The sequence below is a fragment of the Variovorax sp. YR634 genome (genome assembly GCF_900106655.1).
Classification (GTDB): Bacteria; Pseudomonadota; Gammaproteobacteria; order Burkholderiales; family Burkholderiaceae_C; genus Variovorax.
This window is the reverse complement of sequence record NZ_FNOL01000012.1, coordinates 185333-201527: the sequence shown is the minus strand read 5'-3', so window position 1 is coordinate 201527 and position 16195 is coordinate 185333. Positions and strand designations below refer to the sequence as shown.

12 protein-coding genes and 1 pseudogene are annotated in these 16195 nt (G+C 64.4%); 5 read left to right on the top strand and 8 right to left on the bottom strand.

Going from position 1 to position 16195, the window contains the following annotated elements; all coding sequences use genetic code 11:
• Nucleotides 1-436: 436 nt before the first annotated feature.
• Nucleotides 437-829, bottom strand: coding sequence for a DUF7281 domain-containing protein (locus BLV60_RS20750; protein ID WP_093057162.1), 393 nt, complete (start codon nucleotides 827-829; stop codon nucleotides 437-439).
• Between the two features lie 390 nt (nucleotides 830-1219).
• Between BLV60_RS20750 and BLV60_RS20745 the strand changes: the two genes are divergently transcribed.
• On the top strand, nucleotides 1220-1699 hold the full coding sequence (locus BLV60_RS20745; RefSeq protein WP_143042613.1) for a hypothetical protein: 480 nt from the start codon (nucleotides 1220-1222) through the stop codon (nucleotides 1697-1699).
• A 482-nt stretch (nucleotides 1700-2181) separates the two neighbouring features.
• Here the strand turns inward: BLV60_RS20745 and BLV60_RS20740 are convergent, their stop codons facing one another.
• The 6 genes from BLV60_RS20740 to BLV60_RS20715 all read right to left on the bottom strand — a co-directional run bounded on the left by BLV60_RS20740 (nucleotide 2182) and on the right by BLV60_RS20715 (nucleotide 10738).
• On the bottom strand, nucleotides 2182-2631 hold the full coding sequence (locus BLV60_RS20740) for a hypothetical protein (RefSeq protein ID WP_143042612.1): 450 nt from the start codon (nucleotides 2629-2631) through the stop codon (nucleotides 2182-2184).
• A 148-nt stretch (nucleotides 2632-2779) separates the two neighbouring features.
• Nucleotides 2780-3199 carry a hypothetical protein gene (locus BLV60_RS20735; protein ID WP_093057159.1) on the bottom strand — a complete coding sequence of 140 codons (420 nt, stop codon included), beginning with the start codon at nucleotides 3197-3199 and terminating at the stop codon, nucleotides 2780-2782.
• A 9-nt stretch (nucleotides 3200-3208) separates the two neighbouring features.
• Entirely contained in the window at nucleotides 3209-7696 is a 4488-nt protein-coding gene (locus BLV60_RS20730; protein ID WP_093057158.1) for an RHS repeat-associated core domain-containing protein, read from the bottom strand.
• 4 nt (nucleotides 7697-7700) lie between these two features.
• A complete protein-coding gene (locus tag BLV60_RS20725; protein WP_093057157.1) occupies nucleotides 7701-8144 on the bottom strand; it encodes a DcrB-related protein in 444 nt (147 codons plus the stop codon).
• Between the two features lie 3 nt (nucleotides 8145-8147).
• Entirely contained in the window at nucleotides 8148-10250 is a 2103-nt protein-coding gene (locus tag BLV60_RS20720; protein WP_143042611.1) for a type VI secretion system Vgr family protein, read from the bottom strand.
• A 5-nt stretch (nucleotides 10251-10255) separates the two neighbouring features.
• Complete coding sequence (locus BLV60_RS20715) at nucleotides 10256-10738, bottom strand: Hcp family type VI secretion system effector (RefSeq protein WP_093057155.1); 483 nt, start codon at nucleotides 10736-10738, stop codon at nucleotides 10256-10258.
• A 462-nt stretch (nucleotides 10739-11200) separates the two neighbouring features.
• On the opposite strand from BLV60_RS20715, the pseudogene BLV60_RS34120 reads away from it, so the two are divergent.
• A pseudogene (locus tag BLV60_RS34120) lies at nucleotides 11201-11334 on the top strand (transposase); the annotation flags it as partial.
• A gap of 185 nt (nucleotides 11335-11519) precedes the next feature.
• On the opposite strand, the gene prpR reads toward BLV60_RS34120, so the two are convergent.
• A complete protein-coding gene (gene prpR / locus BLV60_RS20710; protein ID WP_093057154.1) occupies nucleotides 11520-13520 on the bottom strand; it encodes a propionate catabolism operon regulatory protein PrpR in 2001 nt (666 codons plus the stop codon).
• 221 nt (nucleotides 13521-13741) lie between these two features.
• On the opposite strand from prpR, the gene BLV60_RS20705 reads away from it, so the two are divergent.
• From BLV60_RS20705 to BLV60_RS20695, 3 genes are read left to right on the top strand one after another with little or no spacing between them, the layout of a single operon-like run.
• Nucleotides 13742-14695 (top strand): tripartite tricarboxylate transporter substrate binding protein, encoded by a 954-nt coding sequence (locus tag BLV60_RS20705; protein WP_093057153.1) that lies wholly within the window; start codon nucleotides 13742-13744, stop codon nucleotides 14693-14695.
• A gap of 7 nt (nucleotides 14696-14702) precedes the next feature.
• Complete coding sequence (locus BLV60_RS20700) at nucleotides 14703-15578, top strand: isocitrate lyase/PEP mutase family protein (protein WP_093057152.1); 876 nt, start codon at nucleotides 14703-14705, stop codon at nucleotides 15576-15578.
• 14 nt (nucleotides 15579-15592) lie between these two features.
• Nucleotides 15593-16183 carry a cysteine hydrolase family protein gene (locus BLV60_RS20695; RefSeq protein WP_093057151.1) on the top strand — a complete coding sequence of 197 codons (591 nt, stop codon included), beginning with the start codon at nucleotides 15593-15595 and terminating at the stop codon, nucleotides 16181-16183.
• Nucleotides 16184-16195: the final 12 nt, after the last annotated feature.

Sequence of the window (16195 nt, the reverse complement as noted above, 5' to 3'; positions counted from 1 at the left end):
TTTGGAGTCTTGAATGGTGTCCACCTGTGAGTCTGGTGGACACCATGCTGGTCGGGCCTCCCGGCGGATTCAAGATGCGTTGGCCGGACGCTTACGGAGGCGCGATGGCCCGACGTCTCAAGTGCCGACGTTCATCGTTGCTTGTTGCACATGTCGGCGCCGCGGACTCAACGAAAGTACACGCGAGGAATTTGTCAGATTTTCTGAGAATGCCTTTGCAGCGATTCTCAAAATAGTTGCCTAGGTGGTTGTTCTGCCGAGGTACCACTTGGCATGAATTCTGAGAACCTACAAAGCTTGTAGGTTCTCAGAATAGATGCAAATATTCTCACCACCTGCAAATTGCTGGTTCCCAGCTACGTGCAGCCTTTCGCCAACAGCTTTAAACCCACGTCGAATCCTTGAGGCCGGCTGAACCGAGCGCGATTGGCCCCGCTCAGCGGGGGAAACCCTCCTGATTCAGGCCTGTAGCAAGGCTGCGCATGCGACTCCAAGCCAAAACGATCTCGATATCATCTGAGGAGTCGAGATGGGCGCGGCTGTGCTGGTACGAATTCGTGTACAGCACTGTGCGCTTCTGCTCCAAAGCAGCCTCACGTAACGCCCGCCATGGCGGCAAGCAGAGGGCTTCCCGTCGCGGCAGCGACGCAGCCATGGACAGCCCCTTGGGATCGAAGTCGAAGAAGGCGGAGGTGGGGCGTCGGTCTTGCGCGATCAGCTTGGCGGCCGCATCGGTGCCGAACAGGCGCGGCCCGCCGCGATACACCGCCAAACACGGGCGTTCCTTCACATGCTCGGACAACCAGGTGTACTCGTGCAGCTGCAGCAATGGCTCCAGGTGTCCGCGCCGAAGTAGAACTGAGCCACCGCTGATCTCGATTGCGCTGGCACTAACACTAGATGTCATTCGGGCCGTTGAGCGCGCCAGCGGGCGACAGGTCGCACGCGAGTTTGGGCCACGCAGGGTTGGTGATGTGCCTGCTTGCTGGGCGGACCTTCCTTGGCGATAGCCACTCTGGGATGGCGCGCGAGCAGGAATCTGGAAGTCATCTGTAGAGACAGTTGGCGCTGGCAAGTCACAGGCGGTCATCGGTCCGAATCGTCGAAATGTATAGCCGCATACCGACCAGCGGTCGAACTTCACTATGCGGACAAGTCCGTCGCTAGTCGCAGCCCCGACGAGCCTTAGCATCTACTTCTCCCGCAACAGGCGTCTCCTATGCAACGAAACCCCTACATCCCTCCGGAGAGCTCTTTCGTCGCCTCATCCGGGAAAGAGAAGCTCAGTCCACGCCCCATCTCAGCATGGCTTCTATTGATCCTCCTGGCACTGACCGGAACGGCGCTCGCGGTCGGAATAGTGCGGTTCATTTTTCTGCTTGCACCGTACATCCGCCAGATTCCGAGTCAATGGAGCATCCTGCTGGGTGTTGGATTGCGCCTCGCGATACTGGGAGTGATCGTCATCGTGCTGGTAGGCATCTTCAAGCGAAAGCGATGGGGACGTTGGTTGGGCCTGCTGGCGCTGGCGCTTCTCGCGGTCACGGGCATCTTTGCATCCGACACGACGGCTTACGACAATGAGGCACAGCGATCCGGTGGCCTGTTTGTCCAGTTCATCGTCATGCCGGTGCTGCTGGTGTGGTGGGCCTATGCATTCGGGTTCTCCGCGAAAGCCCGGCGGTATTGGGCGGCCTGACCCCAAAGCCTAGAGAGCCGGAGGGTCGCACCAGCAATCCAGGGCGGAAGCGGCCTCCATGCCCCAGCAAGACTGGCACAGCGGGCAGATAGAGCCTCGCCTGCTACAACCCCCGGCCACTCAAGGATCTTGGGTACTGCCTAGCCAGGCAAGCTGAATCTCATGCCAGCGCGTCGAAGTCACTACGACGAGAAAAACAACAATGGCTTCATGCAAAAGAATTTGCCGTAGCGTGGACCGCGTAAGAGTTCACGACCATGTTCCCAAAGCCGCCCTCGAGGCGGCTTTTTCATGGGCCATGCTGCTCTGTGCGCGAACTCGTTGTTCCTCGCGTCTGATGCGGCGGACTTTCACCATGCTTTGCGACGTTCCTGCTTTGGGAAATGGCCTACCCCACGCAGCAATAGATTGGGCTTTCTCCAACTGGCCGAGCGATTTCTAGATCTCCGTGGTCAGCAGCAGCCCATGACATTCAGACGACTCTACGGTGTTTCGCCTGTGGCGGGGCATGGATAGAGTTCGCGCATGTGCAGACGGAATGCCTTGTCCATCGGCATCGAGCGCTGCTCGGGCGGCAGGCGCAGTAGAAAGGGAACCAGCGTATCGGTGGTCATCTTCAGGCCACCGACGGGGCAACTGTCGAGCGTCGTGCCCGCACTCTTGGCCTTCTCGTAATCCACCCGATAGGATTCCCCGATGTGAGTCAGCCCGCGAAGGGCCGAGACGTATGCCGGGTCTTGTTCCGCACGCACAGGCCCGATCTTGCTCAGTACCTCCATGCCGCGCAGGAAATCCGCCACGGTCAGCGTCGCGCTCTTGTCCGGCGTGATGGCCTGCGGCAGGTCGCGTGAAACAGCAAGGACTGGCGTGGTGGCGAGAACGGTGCCGAGAAGTGCCGATCCAAGAAAGGGCTGCATCAGGGCCTGCCTCATGATTACGAGCCTTGCCAAAACCACCACCGTCGTGCGCAGGTCGAGTAGGCGTAGACCCAGGGTGTCGTAGTGATCTTTCTCATCAACTTCTGGTGCTGCCAGGAGGAACAGCGATCCGAGGCGACTCTGGGTATGAGTGTGATCACCCTCAGATCAAGAAGACGGACAGGTACTCGAACACATGGTCCAGCGGCAGGTGATCCGTGAGTTGATCGAAGTCGTCGAAGCCATCAGGCAGTGGCAGGCCAATGCCTTCGATTCCGTCCACCACCACTGCACCTCCCCATGCTACCTGAGTAGTAGAGTTCTTCAAGACCTCACTGACCGTCATTCCAGCCCACAGCTTGCCCTCATAGCGGCCTTCGAACCCGGAATTGCACATCACCGAGTAGATCGTTCGCCTCTCGTCGTAGCCGATAGTGACAAGCCCATCGTCGATGGACACGATGCCATCGGAGACTTCCAGCACATGGTGGCTCCGAAGTCCCTCGATCACCGCATCAACTGGGCTTTGCAGTGCAATGCCGCCGAGCGATTTGCCAGGGACGATGTCTTTTGTCAGTTTCATGCTTTGGATTCAGATAGGTGTGTTCATCAGGATGCCGTCGACATAGACGGGGCTGTCGACGATCTTGTTGTAGTTGGTAAAGCCTCCATGGCCGATGCGGCCTTGCACCTGCCCATCTCTGTAGACCTTCCAATAATCCGACTTGTGGATCGCGTTGGGGCCGCCCGGGTGATAGTCGAGGACATCCTTGCTGCCGGCCTTTGTGACCCTGGTGTAGCGAGTATGCGGCGTTGCCGTGGGACTGGTCTGGTGGACGCTCGGCGTGTATCCCTTCTGCCGAAGGAAGGCATCCACTTCGCCTGGTTTCTTTCCGGTCAGGGTCTTTACCCAACGGCTGGTGATGCGGTTCCGGCGATTGAATGCCTTGCCGCACACCCATCCCCACGGGTCTATCCATTCGACGGGGTTCGGCGCGTACTGATAGAGATTGAGTCCGCCTGCCAGCCCGATCGGATCGCTTGTCGTAAACCTCCCCACATCCGGATCGAAGAACCGGAACGTGTTGTAGTGCAGCCCCGTCTCGCGATCAAGGTACTGCCCCTGGAAGCGCAGGTTCTGCGGCGCAAGCTGCGCCGGGTGGTATTCCTCCTGCACAGTGTTGCCCCACACCCGGTAGCGCGTCTGCCACAGCAGCTGGCCATCGGCGCCGGTCATCTCTTCCGGTGCACCGTTGGCGTCGGTGTGGAAGTGCAGCACTTCCTGGTGTGCGCCGAGGCCGTCCACGCGCGCCAAGGGTTCGTAGCTGTCCTCGGCGGTATAGAGGTACAGGCTGTGCTGGCTTGCGCTGTGCTCGCCTGCCAGGCGCATGCCATCCCAGAGGAATTCGGTCGTGCCGAGAACGTGGCCGTCGGCCCGTACGTGCGTCTTGGCCGTGCGTCGGCCGATCGGGTCGTAGTCGAAGCGCACGCTGCTCGCGCCCTGGCGGTCCCGGATGTCGACCGCCACCAGCCGGTGTTCGCTGTCATAGCGGAAACGCTGCACCGTGTGGTGGCCGATGCGCTTGCACAGCAGGCGACCGAAGCGGTCCCATTCGTAGCGCTTGTCCTGGTAGACGCGCAGGCGGTTGTTGCGCACGTAGCCGGAGCTGCCAGTGCCGGGCGTCGATCCGTCGCCGTCGAGCAGGTTCGCGGCCTGGTCGTAGCGGAAGGTCTCGGCGGGCACGCCAGGGTTGGCCTGGTGGTACTGGGCCTGCAGGATGCGGCCGGTGGCGTCGTAGCGCAGCGACTGGCGGCGTTCCGGCGGCAGGCTGCCGCCAGCACCGACGCCGCGCCCCTGCAGGTCGACGAGACCACCGTGCCCGCCATGACGCCTGCGGGCGCGCACGATCAGGTTGTCGGCGAAGTCGTATCCGTAGGTCTTGTCGAGCAGGCCGCTCGCAGGGGCCTGGCCGCCAGGGTCGCCGGCCAGCCGCTGGCGGCGGTGGGCGAGGCGGCCAACGCGGTCGTAGCCGGTGGCGGTGGCGATGCGGCCCTGGCTGCGCAGCACCTCGCGGTGCAGCCCGTCGCGCTCGAAGTCGCTGATGACCTTGCCGTCGATGTTGACCTGATGCAGATGGCCTGAGCCGTAGTACAGCCGATTGATGCTGCGTCCATCGGGCAGGCGTGTGCTCAGCAGATTGCCGAGTTCGTCGTAGGAATGGCGCAGCGCGCCGCCGGCACTGCTTTCTTCGGTGAGCCGGCCCAGGGCGTCGTAGGCGAAGCCGAGGCGTTGGCGGACGCCTTGTGCGCTGGTCTGCTCGATGGCCAGCAACTGGTCGGCGGCGTCCCAGCGGTAGCTGATGGAGGTATCGCCGGTGTTCCTGGCGAGCAGGCGGCCGACGGCGTCGCGCTCGAGGCGATGGACGATGGGTTCTTCGTCGCCGGGCTCGACAAGCGCTTCGTTGGCTGCGCCTCCCGTGGCTCGTGAGTCGTCGTGCGCGTCGGTCGCATCGGGCGGGGCCGGTATCCATGCAACTTCGGTGACCTGGCTCAGCGCGTCGTAGCGGTAGCGACGTTCGCTGCCGTCGATGTCGGTCTGTGCGCGCAGCCGGTCGCCTTCGTCCCAATCGAAGCGATAGGCCTGGCCGTTCTCGTTGTGCAAGGCGATGAGCCGGCCATAGGCGTCATGGTCGAAGCGCACGCGCCGACCCATCGGGTCCAGGCGCTCGCATACCTCGCCGCCGGCGTCCCGCCGATAGGCGGTGACGTGGCCGGCAGGGTTGGTGAAGGCGTGCAGCAGGCCGGCGCGGTCGCGCTCGTAGCGCTCGATACGGCCGTCGGGTAGCAACACCTGCCGCAGCCGGCCTCTTGCATCGTGCTGGTAGTGGGTGGTCTCGCCGATGGCGTCGGTCACCGACTGCAGGTGGCCCATCGCGTCCCAGGCGAAGCGGGTGCGCTGGCCGGAGCAGTCGATGTGCTCCCGCAACAGGCCGCGCTCATCCCAGCGCAAGTGCTTGTTCTTGCCGCTGGCGTCGGTGATGCGCACCACCTCGCCGCGGGGGCCGTGGACATACACGGTGCGCTGGCCCAGCGGATCGATCTCGGCCACGAGGTTGCCGTGCTCGTCGTAGACGTAGCGCCAGGCGCGGCCGGCGGCATCCACTTCAGTCAGCGGCAGCGAGGCGAACTCGAGCCAGGTGCTGGATTCGGTGCGGCCCAGCGGATCGGTCTCGCCGGTGAGGTTGCCCGAGGCGTCGTAGCTGCAGCGCCATTGGCCGCCCTTGGGGTCGACCGCGCCGAGCACCTGTCCGTCGTCGTTCCACTCGAAGCGCCAGGTGTGGCCGAGCGCATCGGTATGCCGGACGATCTGGTAGGCAGCGTCCCATTCGCGCTCCACGCGGCGGCCCAGGCCGTCGATGGCCACGGTGAGGCCGGCGGCGAGGTCGTACTCGAAGCGGTATTCGTCGCCCAGGTCGCTCCAGTAGCGCGTCACACGCCATTCCGCGCCGCGCGGGCCCGCGAATTCGGTCCACTCGTAGTGCGAGCGCAGGCCGGTGGGCAGCTCGTGCATCGTCATGCGGCGGCCGGCGTCGTAGGCGAAGCGGCGCACCACCTTGCCGGTGGCGTCGACGACCTGCGCGAGATCACCCGCAGCGTCGTAGTCGTATCGTGCCAGCACCACGCGCTGGCCGCCGTCTTGCGGCACGGTCTCGATGCGCTCCACGCGCCGCGGATGCGTCGCCGAGTGGAAGAGCGCGATGCGAGACGGGCCTTCCTGTTCCTCGATGCCGCACAAGCGGCCCTGCTCGTCGTAGCGCAGCTGAAGGATGTTCTCGTTGCGATCGCCCACCAGCACCAGTCGCAGGCGCGCGTCGTCGTGCGGGTCCTGCTCGAACAGGCGGTGGATGCCGTCCATGCTTTCGACCACCATGCGCCCGTCCTCGGCGCGACGGAAGGCAAGCCCTTCGCCGGCGTTGAAGAAGGCATCGGGCGCCGAGACTTGGCCCATGCCGAGGCGCCGGCCTTGCTCGTCGATGTAGACGAACTGTTCGCCGCCGTCGGGATGCGCATCGCGCACGATCTCGACCTCGAAGGGCACGCCCCAGCCGGCACCGAACAGGCCGCCGGTGCGCGCGTCGCGGCTGTTGTAGAAGCGCTGCCACTCGATGGGCAGCATCCCTGGCAGACTGAAGTCGAGTTCGTCTTCCTCGCCCAGCACTTTCGCACCGGTGGGCGCGTGCACCGGACGTGGCGAACCGAAGGCTGCATTCATGGCCTGGCCCGCGACCACCGAGGCCCCCATGCCGATCGCCATGCACGGCAGCTGCCGCAGCAGGTTGCGCGGATTGCCGCGCAGCAGCATCAATGCGGTGATCGCCAGCGCGATGCCGGGTGTCTTGCCGCTGCGGATCTCGCGCACCACCACCGGCGGCCCGCCGATGCGCACGTTGTGCGACACGCGCCGGCCGGCCGCGTTGTCGCTGACCGTGGCTTCGCAGGTGCTGCGGTCCTTGCTGCGCACCGCGGGCTGGCTGTTGATGTAGACCTTGCTCGAACCCTCCGCCAGGTACTGCTCCTCCATCGGCGGGTGCTTCTCGCAGTCGATCTTGTCGTCCTCGCAGGGCACGGCGCGCGGGTCGGGCGATGCGACCGTGGGCTTCCACATCTGAGAGAAGAAGTTGTCCACTTTGTCGAGGAAGCTCGGCTCCGGTGCGGGCGAAGGCTCCACGCTGGCGCCAGGGTCGATCATGCCGGCGGCACGCGCAGCCGGTTTGGCGTTGGTGCGGGTGTCAGGCGAGCCGGTGCGTATCCACGCCTGCTCGGAGGGTGGGAAGAGCGCGTTGCCTATCTCGTCGCAGACGGCCGTGATCTTGTCACCGGCACCGTACGAAAGCGCTGCGCCGACCACTGCGCCAAGCACCACAGCGCCCACGCCGCAGGTCAGGCCGGTGACGGCGCATGCGAGCGCGCCGGCGGCGGCATAGGCCGTGAATTCCAGGGCGCCTGAAACCAGGTCGGCCCAGAAGCTGGTGTGCAGCAGCGGATCGCCTTCGCGCGCCGCCCAGAGTGCGTCACTCATGGCCTCAGGCTTTCGAAGCGGCCGGGGCGGTGATTGCGAGGCTCGCCTTGATCGCCTTCCAGTGCTCGAGGTCGGCATCGCCCAGCGGCTCGGCCTTCACGTAGCTCAGCGCGAGCATGACCGGCGCGCCGGGCAACTGGCAGGCGAGCTGGTACTGGAACACCTTCTCGGGTCCGCGGACGAACTGGTTGCGGATCTCGATGCCTGGAATGTCGGACTCGGCGCCCACGGTCACGGCCTGCCGGTCGTGGAAGTGGAAGTTCTTCACCTGCTGCGACAGGCGCTTCATCTGCTGGTCGAAGTTCTGCTCGAGCGTTTGGCCTTCGAGCGCGCCGCGCGTCACGACGAGCGTGGCCGAGAGGGCCGGAAACTTGAGGATGTTGACCGACATGTCCTGATGGCCGGAGTCGGGCAGCGCGAGGCGGAAGTCCTGCGTGAGGTAGTCCATGGCTCAGGCCTCCGGCGGGAATTGCGCGTCGACCTTGCCGCGGATCGTGCCCTCCTGGCCTTCGCCACCGGGCGAGGTGCCGGGCCCGCCGCCGGGCATGTTCAGGTCGAGGATCTGCGCCAGCGTGTTGATCTGGCCGCTCTCGGTGGCCGTGATGTTGAACGATTTGCAGGTGAGGTTGACCTGGCCGCTCGCGTTGAGCTCGATCACGCTCTGGCCGCACACCAGCCGGATCTGCGTGCCCGCTTCCATCGTGTAGGTGGTTGTCGCGGAGTCCGACTTGCTCGCGCCCACCAGCACCGTGTCGCTGCCGCGCACGGTGCGGGTGCGGGAGCCGCCGATGGTGATGCTCTCGGCCATGTCCACCGTTTCGGTGCGGCTCTTGTGGATGGTGCTGGTTTCGTTGCCGTCGATGGTCTTGGTGCGGTCATTGCCGACCCACTTCGTCTCGTCGTTCTCGACCTCGGTGAGCTGGTCCTTCTGCGCATGCAGCCACAGCTCTTCCGCCCCGGCCTTGTCCTCGAAGCGGATCGCGTTGGCCATGTCGGGCGTACCGCCCTGCGAAGAGCGCGTGAGCGTGCCGCTCTGGGTCTTGTTGGCCGGCAGGTCCCACGGCGGCATCTGCAGGGCGTTGTAGACACAACCCGTGACGATCGGATAGTCCGGATCGCCATTGAGGAAGTCGACAATCACCTCCTGGCCGACGCGCGGGATGTGCATCGCGCCATAGTTGCTTCCAGCCCAGGTTTGCGATACACGGATCCAGCACGAAGAGTTCTCATCCCTCTGGCCGTAGCGGTCCCAGTGAAACTGCACCTTGATGCGCCCGTACTGATCGGTGTAGATCTCCTCGCCGGAAGGTCCGACGACCACTGCGGTCTGTGGGCCCGTGGTACGCGGCTTGGGCGTACTGCGCACGGCACGATACAAGGCGCTTTCGGGTAGCACTTGAAATGTCTGACGGTACCGCGTGCTGCTGGTGCCTTCGCTGTAGGCCGCATTCGTCGCACCGTCCTTGCGCAATGCGTTCTCCTCGAAGTCACAACTGACGGCTTCGATCAAGTAGCGCTTGTTCTCGCCGTCATTGGGGTGCTTCGCGAGATCGAACAGGTAGCCAGAGGCCAGATGGCGCAAGTTGCCTTGACCATCGACGAGTTCGCGCCGCGCGCCTTGCTGCTCCATGCGCACGCGCGCATAGTTTTCACCGTCTCCCGATTCGGTGTAGCCACCAGGCCAGTCATAGATTTCGTAGCTATCCTGGCTGTGGCCTGCGGGCTGGCGATGCAGGCTGTCGATTTTGGCGTTGGGCTTCTTGAAGTCGTAGTCATCGCTCGCATAGTGCCCCGACGCGACGTCTTCACTGTGGCTCCAGGTATCGATGAAGTCTTGCTCAAGAACCTGGGCCGCGAGGACGCCCGCATGGTATGGGACCTTGGTGGGACCAGCGGGCAGGGAAACGTGCGAGGTCATGCCATCACACAGCACCATCTTGTGGCTGCCCTGCGCATGCTCGAAGTAGTAGTAGAGCCCCTCCTGCTCCATCAGGCGGCTGACGAAATTGAAATCGGTTTCCGCATACTGCACGCAGTAGTCCCAACTGCGGTAGCCGCCGCTGAACTTGTCTTCAAAAGCGAAGCCGTAGGGCGCGAGCACCTCGTGCAGGATCTCAGGCACGGTCTTGAACTGGAATATCTTGAAATCGGAGCGCCGCGTCGCGTACCACAGCCACGGCCTCAGCACGGCCTCGTAGACATGCTTGTCACCATCATCTTTGCCGACGTAGGTGAACTGCGCCACCTGCCCGCTCAGAAAGCGCTGACCGGCACCACCTAGTTCGGTCGCGAGGTTCACTTCGACGCTCATGTCCTCGCCGAGCATGCTCTTGGCAGTGATGCCAGGCGTGTCAGCGATCAGCCGGACTCGGTATTCGAAAAGACTGGAGATACGCTCCTGCCCCATCATCGAGCGGAACACGAGGCGCTCGCCCTGCGAATGGTGGGCGATGAAACTACGGGACATTCTCTTGGGCTCCCCTCGCCAGTTCCTTCGAACTGCAAACCAAGTGGGCGGCCGCTCGGTCTGGAATCCAGTGCCGATGGCCGGCACGTGAATCAGGCTTCCTTGTTTTCCTTGATGTTCCAGCCCAGGACCGTCTCGGCGCCCTTGCCGCCCTTGTCGGTCTGTTCCCAGTACTGTTGCTTGACCTTCGCGGCCTGGAACGAGTACTGCACAAACACGGCGTCAGAACCCTGCTCGGCCGTGTACTGCACCGACGTGACCAGTACTTCCTCGAGAGTGACGCGCGTGTACTCGATCTGCGAGCCGCCGGCCTTGCACACCGACACTTCCACCTTGCTCAGGTGCTTGCCGCTCGCGCAGTTCTTCAGCACGGAAGGCGCTGCCTTGTCGATGCGCGCCAGAACCTGCAGGTCGTTGAAGCTGGCCTTGCCAACCCCGCCGCCACCACCGCTGACCATGTTGCCGGGCTGCGTCGCGCCCCAGGCAAACGACTTGATGTCCGTCCATTCCTTGTGGTTCGAGTCCTTCGACTCACCGTTCGCGCCTTCGACGCGCATGAACATGTCTACTGCCATGATGATTGACTCACTGTGTGTCCGAGAAAAAAAAGATGCGGCGATGACCGCAACATCGGAGTGAGCAGGTGTGATCGACAAATCTCGATTCTGAGATCGAATACTTGTCGCTTCCTCCCTACCTTCTTGTAATTGGAAGCACTCTAAAGGCAGGGAAGAAAAGCGGAAAGCGAGCAAACTTACTAACCATCGCTCAACTTTTCCTAGTAATAACCCTCTTGTTTTAGAAGTGAGAGAGGGGTTTGGGGAACTACCGCTTCCAAACTCCTTTGGCTGCTCTTCCGTCACATCTACGCGACACAACTGTGTGATGTGAAGTGTGAAGTGTGAAGTCCAAGGATCCATAAGCAGGGCCAGATGTCGCATTGGCGTTCAGCTAATCCTGTTAATAAAACAAAAGCGGCACTGTTGGCGTCGATCCCACCCGCCTGAGTCGCTAGGGTCAAGGGCAGCAGGTCGTTCAAGGAACTGTGCAGCCTTGGCGGCTTCAGCGATGCGACCTTCTCTACAAGTGGCGTGCCGAGTTCGACGGCATGCAGGCCAGCGAAGCCCCGCGGCTGCGGGAGATCGAGAGCGAGAACGCCAAGCTCAAGAAGCGCTGAAGGTGGGCTTCGGGTAAAGCGCTAACCCCGCAGGCCAGACGCGAGGCCGCTGCCAGGATGGTTAGGAACTGTCCGACAGCGAGCGCCGCATTTGTAGCTATGCGGGGGTGCCCAGAGCCAGCTACCGGCGCTTAACCTGTTGATGGCCCTAATCACGATTCCTCAACAAATTTGAGAACCTACAAGGCGCGCGTTTTCTTTGGCGTGGGACCAGCGTCCGTCGCCGACTCTTCATCGCGCAGCCGCCGCCACAGCGTGGCGCGGCTGATGCCGAGCACGGCGCAGGCCTTGGCCTGGTCGCCCTGCACCGATTGAAGCACCTCGCGCACGCGACGTAGTTCAGCGGCGCGGCGCGCACCCTTCAGCAGGCGCTCGCGCACGGGCGCCGGGCGAGCTTGGGTGCATTCGGGAAACACCTCCAGCAGACGGGCCCGGTCCAGGTTGCCGGCGGGCGCCAGGTAGCTGTGACAAGCCAGCAGGCGCTCGACCAGGTTCTCCAGCTCGCGCACGTTGCCGGGCCAACCGTAGCCCGCAGCCAGTTCCAGCAAAGCGGCGAGCCAGGCCGATGCCTGCGCTGCCGGTACGCCAGCCCTGCCGGCGCGGCGGGCCATCAGTTCGGCCGCCAGGAGCGCGATGTCGGCTTCGCGATCGCGAAGAGGAGGCATCTCGATGCGCAGCACCGCGAGCCGGTAGTACAGGTCGCGCCGGAAGAGGCCGCGCTCCACCTGGGACGCCAGGTCGGCATGTGTGGCCGCGATCACTCGCAGGTCCACCGGCACGGCAGCGGTCGCCCCGAGGCGAAGCACCTCCCGCTCCTGCAGCACGCGCAGCAGCCGGGTCTGCAGCGCCAGCGGCATGTCGCCGATCTCGTCGAGAAACAGAGTGCCCGTGTGGGCGGCCTCGACCAGGCCTGTCTTGCCGCCGCGCCGCGCGCCAGTGAAGGCGCCTTCCTCGTAGCCGAACAGCTCGCTCTCCAGCAGGCTCTCTCCCAGGGCGGCGCAGTTCACGGCCAGGAACGGCTGCGTCGCTCGCCGGCTGGCGGTATGAATGCCCTGCGCCACGAGCTCCTTGCCGGTGCCGCTCTCCCCGACGATAAGGACCGTGGCCTCGCTTGATGCGCATTGCGCGGCAAGCTCGCGCACGCGCTGCGCCAGGGGGCTGTTGCCTGTGAATGCCTCAAGCCGGTATCGCGTGGGCGCGCCCCGCTGCCGCTGGTTGGCGCGCAGGTGGCGGTCCGCGCGCTGGATCACCGCCGGGTCGCGGCACACGAGCAGCGCGCCGGTGACCTCGCCGCCTTCCATGACCGGCGCGCGCCGGACCACCAGCGTACGCATGCCGATCTGCAGCACCTCCTCGGCCGGGGCCTCGCGCAAACGCAGCGTGGCGCCGAGGTCCAGCACGGGCTCCACTTCGCCCAGCACGCGGCCCGCCAGTTCCTGGACGGAGGCTCCCAGCAGTTCCGCCATGACCGGGTTCAGCGCCTCGATGCGCTGCTGCAAGTCCACCGCGACCACGCCGTCCTGCAGCTGGCCGAGGACAGTGTTCAGCCGTTCATGGCGCGCCCGCTCGGCAAGGCTGTGGCGCGCAAGATGGATGGCGTCCTGAAGCGCCTGGCGCACGGCATCGTCCGAATACATCAGCACGCTGGCGATGCCGGCTTGCTCGGCCAGGTCGGCGACCAGGCCGGGCGCGACCACTGCCTGGACGCCAGCCGCGCGCAGCGCCTCCACGCAGGCGGGGGCGTCGTCGGCGCCCCGATAGCTGAACTGGGCAATGCCCATGCCGAACAGGGCGTCGAGCTGCGCCAGATGCTCCGAGGGACCGTCGAACGACACGAGCCCCACCCGGGGCGAGAGGGCGCGCGCGGCCGCCAGCGCACGCATCAGGTCGAAGCCGCGTACCTCCACCATGGCCACCGGGATGTCCAGATGCTGGCGCAGCCATTCGCCGCTGGCACCTGCCGCCACCACTGCGTCGACCGGTGCGCGCGCATGCAGTTCGCGCACCGCTTCGACGGCCTCGTCGAATGCAAGACCTACCAGTTCGATTTGCGCCTGCGCCGCCACCTCGGGTACCAGTCGCACCAGCACGCGGCCCAGTCGGTGGCGAGCCACGGCCACGATACGAGGCCGGCGAGACGCGGCGGACGAATGGGCAGGTGGCAGGGCGAGTGCATTCATCTGGCGAATTCTATGGTTTCAAAAGTGAAATGAATCTGAAACATCGCGCATTGAAAAACCACCGAAGAAAGTCACAAATTCCTTTTGGATCAATGACTTATATCCAACTACTTGCGAATCCGGTCTATGGCATAGCGCTTGCGCACCCTGGACAAGACCCCCGTGGTCTTGTTTTCCCAAATAACCAGGAGCCAACCGTGAACTTCCGTCGCCTTTCTGCAGTGACATGCGCAACCGCCGCCGCCTTGGCTTGCACGCTATCTCTGAGCGTCCAGGCACAAACATGGCCTACCAAGCCGATCCGGCTGGTCGTGCCGTTCTCTGCGGGCGGTGCCAACGACCTGATGGCGCGCGCCGCGGCCGAAGGAGCATCGAAGCAGCTCGGCCAGCCGGTGATCATCGACAACAAGCCCGGTGCGGGCGCCATCCTCGGCGCCGACGTGGTCGCCAAGAGCGCGCCCGACGGCTACACCTTCCTGGTGAGCGCGGCCGGCGTGGTGTCGAACAGCATGATCAAGAAGAACATGCCCTACAAAGACGAGGCACTGGTGCCGGTGGCCATGATCGCGCTGGCGCCCTCGGTGGTGGTGGTGCCGGCCAATGCGCCCTACAAGGATCTGAAGGAGTTCGTCGCCGCGTCGAAGAAAGCTGGCAACGGCTTCCACTGGGCCACGGCGGGCACCGGCAGCACGCCGCATTTCGTCGAAGGCATTCTCGAGACGAAGTACGGCAGCAAGCTCGACGTGGTGCCCTACAAAAGCGGCTCGGAGTCGATCACCGCGGTGCTCGGCAACCAGGTCGAAGCGACGTCGGAGGCCAGCATCGTGGTGCTGCCGTACATCAAGAGCGGCAAGCTCAAGGCACTGGCAGGCACGTGGACGCAGCGCATCTCGGCCTACCCCGAGCTGCCGACGGCGACTGAAGAAGGCTTTCCCGAGATCCGCATCGCGCACTGGGCCGGCGTGCATGCGCCGCGCGGAACGCCCGACGCCATCCTCGACAAGATGGCCGCTGCGATCGACGCAGCCATGAAGTCGCCGGAGACGGCCAAGCGCCTGAAGGACATGGGCATCGAGCCCATCGGCGGCACGCGTGCGAGCTTCACCAAGTTCGTCGACGAGGAACGCGCAAGGCTCGGTGGCGTCGTGAAGGCCACCGGCATGAAGGAAGACTGAGAACCCCATGAGCACGACCAACGAATCTCCGAAGAAAACCCTGCGCCGGCTGGCCGAGGCACGCCGCGGCGTGCTGGTGCCGGGCGCGTTCAACGCGATGTCGGCGCGCGTGATCGAAGACCTCGGCTTCGAGGCGATCTACATCACCGGCGCGGGCGTCACCAACATGTACCTCGGCCTGCCCGACCAGGCCTTCATGGGCCTGCACGAGATCGCCGAGCACACGGCGCGCATCCGCGATGCGGTGAATCTGCCGCTGCTGGTCGACGCCGACACCGGCTTCGGCAATGCGCTGAACGTGCGCCACACGGTGCGCGTGCTCGAGCGGGCGGGGGCAGACTGCATCCAGCTCGAAGACCAGGTCAGCCCCAAGCGCTGCGGCCACTTCTCGGGCAAGGCGGTGATCGACACCGACGAGATGCTCGGCAAGATCAAGGCGGCTGTCGACGCCCGGCAGGACAGCGACCTGCTCGTCATGGCCCGCACCGATGCGGCCGCCGTGCACGGCTTCGAGGCCGCCATCGAGCGCGCGCAGAAGTTCAGCGACGCCGGCGCCGACATTCTGTTCGTCGAAGCCGTGACGCTGGCCGACGAAGTGCGTGCGATGCCGCGACGCTTGAACAAGCCGCAGCTCATGAACATGGTGATCGGCGGCAAGACGCCGACCTTCGGTGCGCAGGAGCTGGGCGCGCTGGGCTACGGCTTCGTGCTCTACGCCAACGCCGCATTGCAGGGCGCGGTGGCCGGCATGCAGAAAGCGCTCACCGCCCTGCGCGACGACAAACGCCTGGAGGAAGATCCCGCGCTGGTAGCCCCTTTCGCCGAGCGCCAGCGCCTCGTCGGCAAACCCCAATGGGACGCGCTCGAGCGTCTCTACATCTAGGTCCAGGCAGTGCCATGAACAGGCTTTCAGCCGCAGGCATCCAGCGATCGGCGCTGCTGGTCATGGACTACCAGCCCGGCATTCTCGGCTTCCTTCCCGATCCGGCACCGCTGTTCGCGAAGATCATGCCGGTACAGCAGTTGATGCGCTCGCGAGGCGCGAAGGTGGGCTTCGTGCGCGTGGCTTTCGATGCGGCCGACCTCGCGCGCTTCCCCGGGCACAGCGCCATGGGCGCGCGCGTCAAGGCGGCGGGCGCCCATATGCATCTCGACTCCCCATCGACTGCCGTCCATCCGGATTTGGGCGTCGCGCCGGGCGACATCATTGTTCGCAAGACGCGGGTGGGCGCCTTCTCGACGACCGACCTTCACGCCCAGTTGCAGCGCGCGGGCATCGAGACCCTGGTGCTCGCCGGCGTACACACCAGTGGCGTTGTGCTTTCCACGGTTCGCGAGGCGCACGACCTCGACTATCGGGTCATCGTCCTGTCGGACGCGTGCGCCGATCCGGATGCCAAGGTGAACGAGTTCCTGTTGCGCGAGATCTTTCCAAGACAGGCGACCGTGGCCACTACGGCGGAGTTTTGCGAAGCGATTTCCTCTTGACATCGAGGTCAC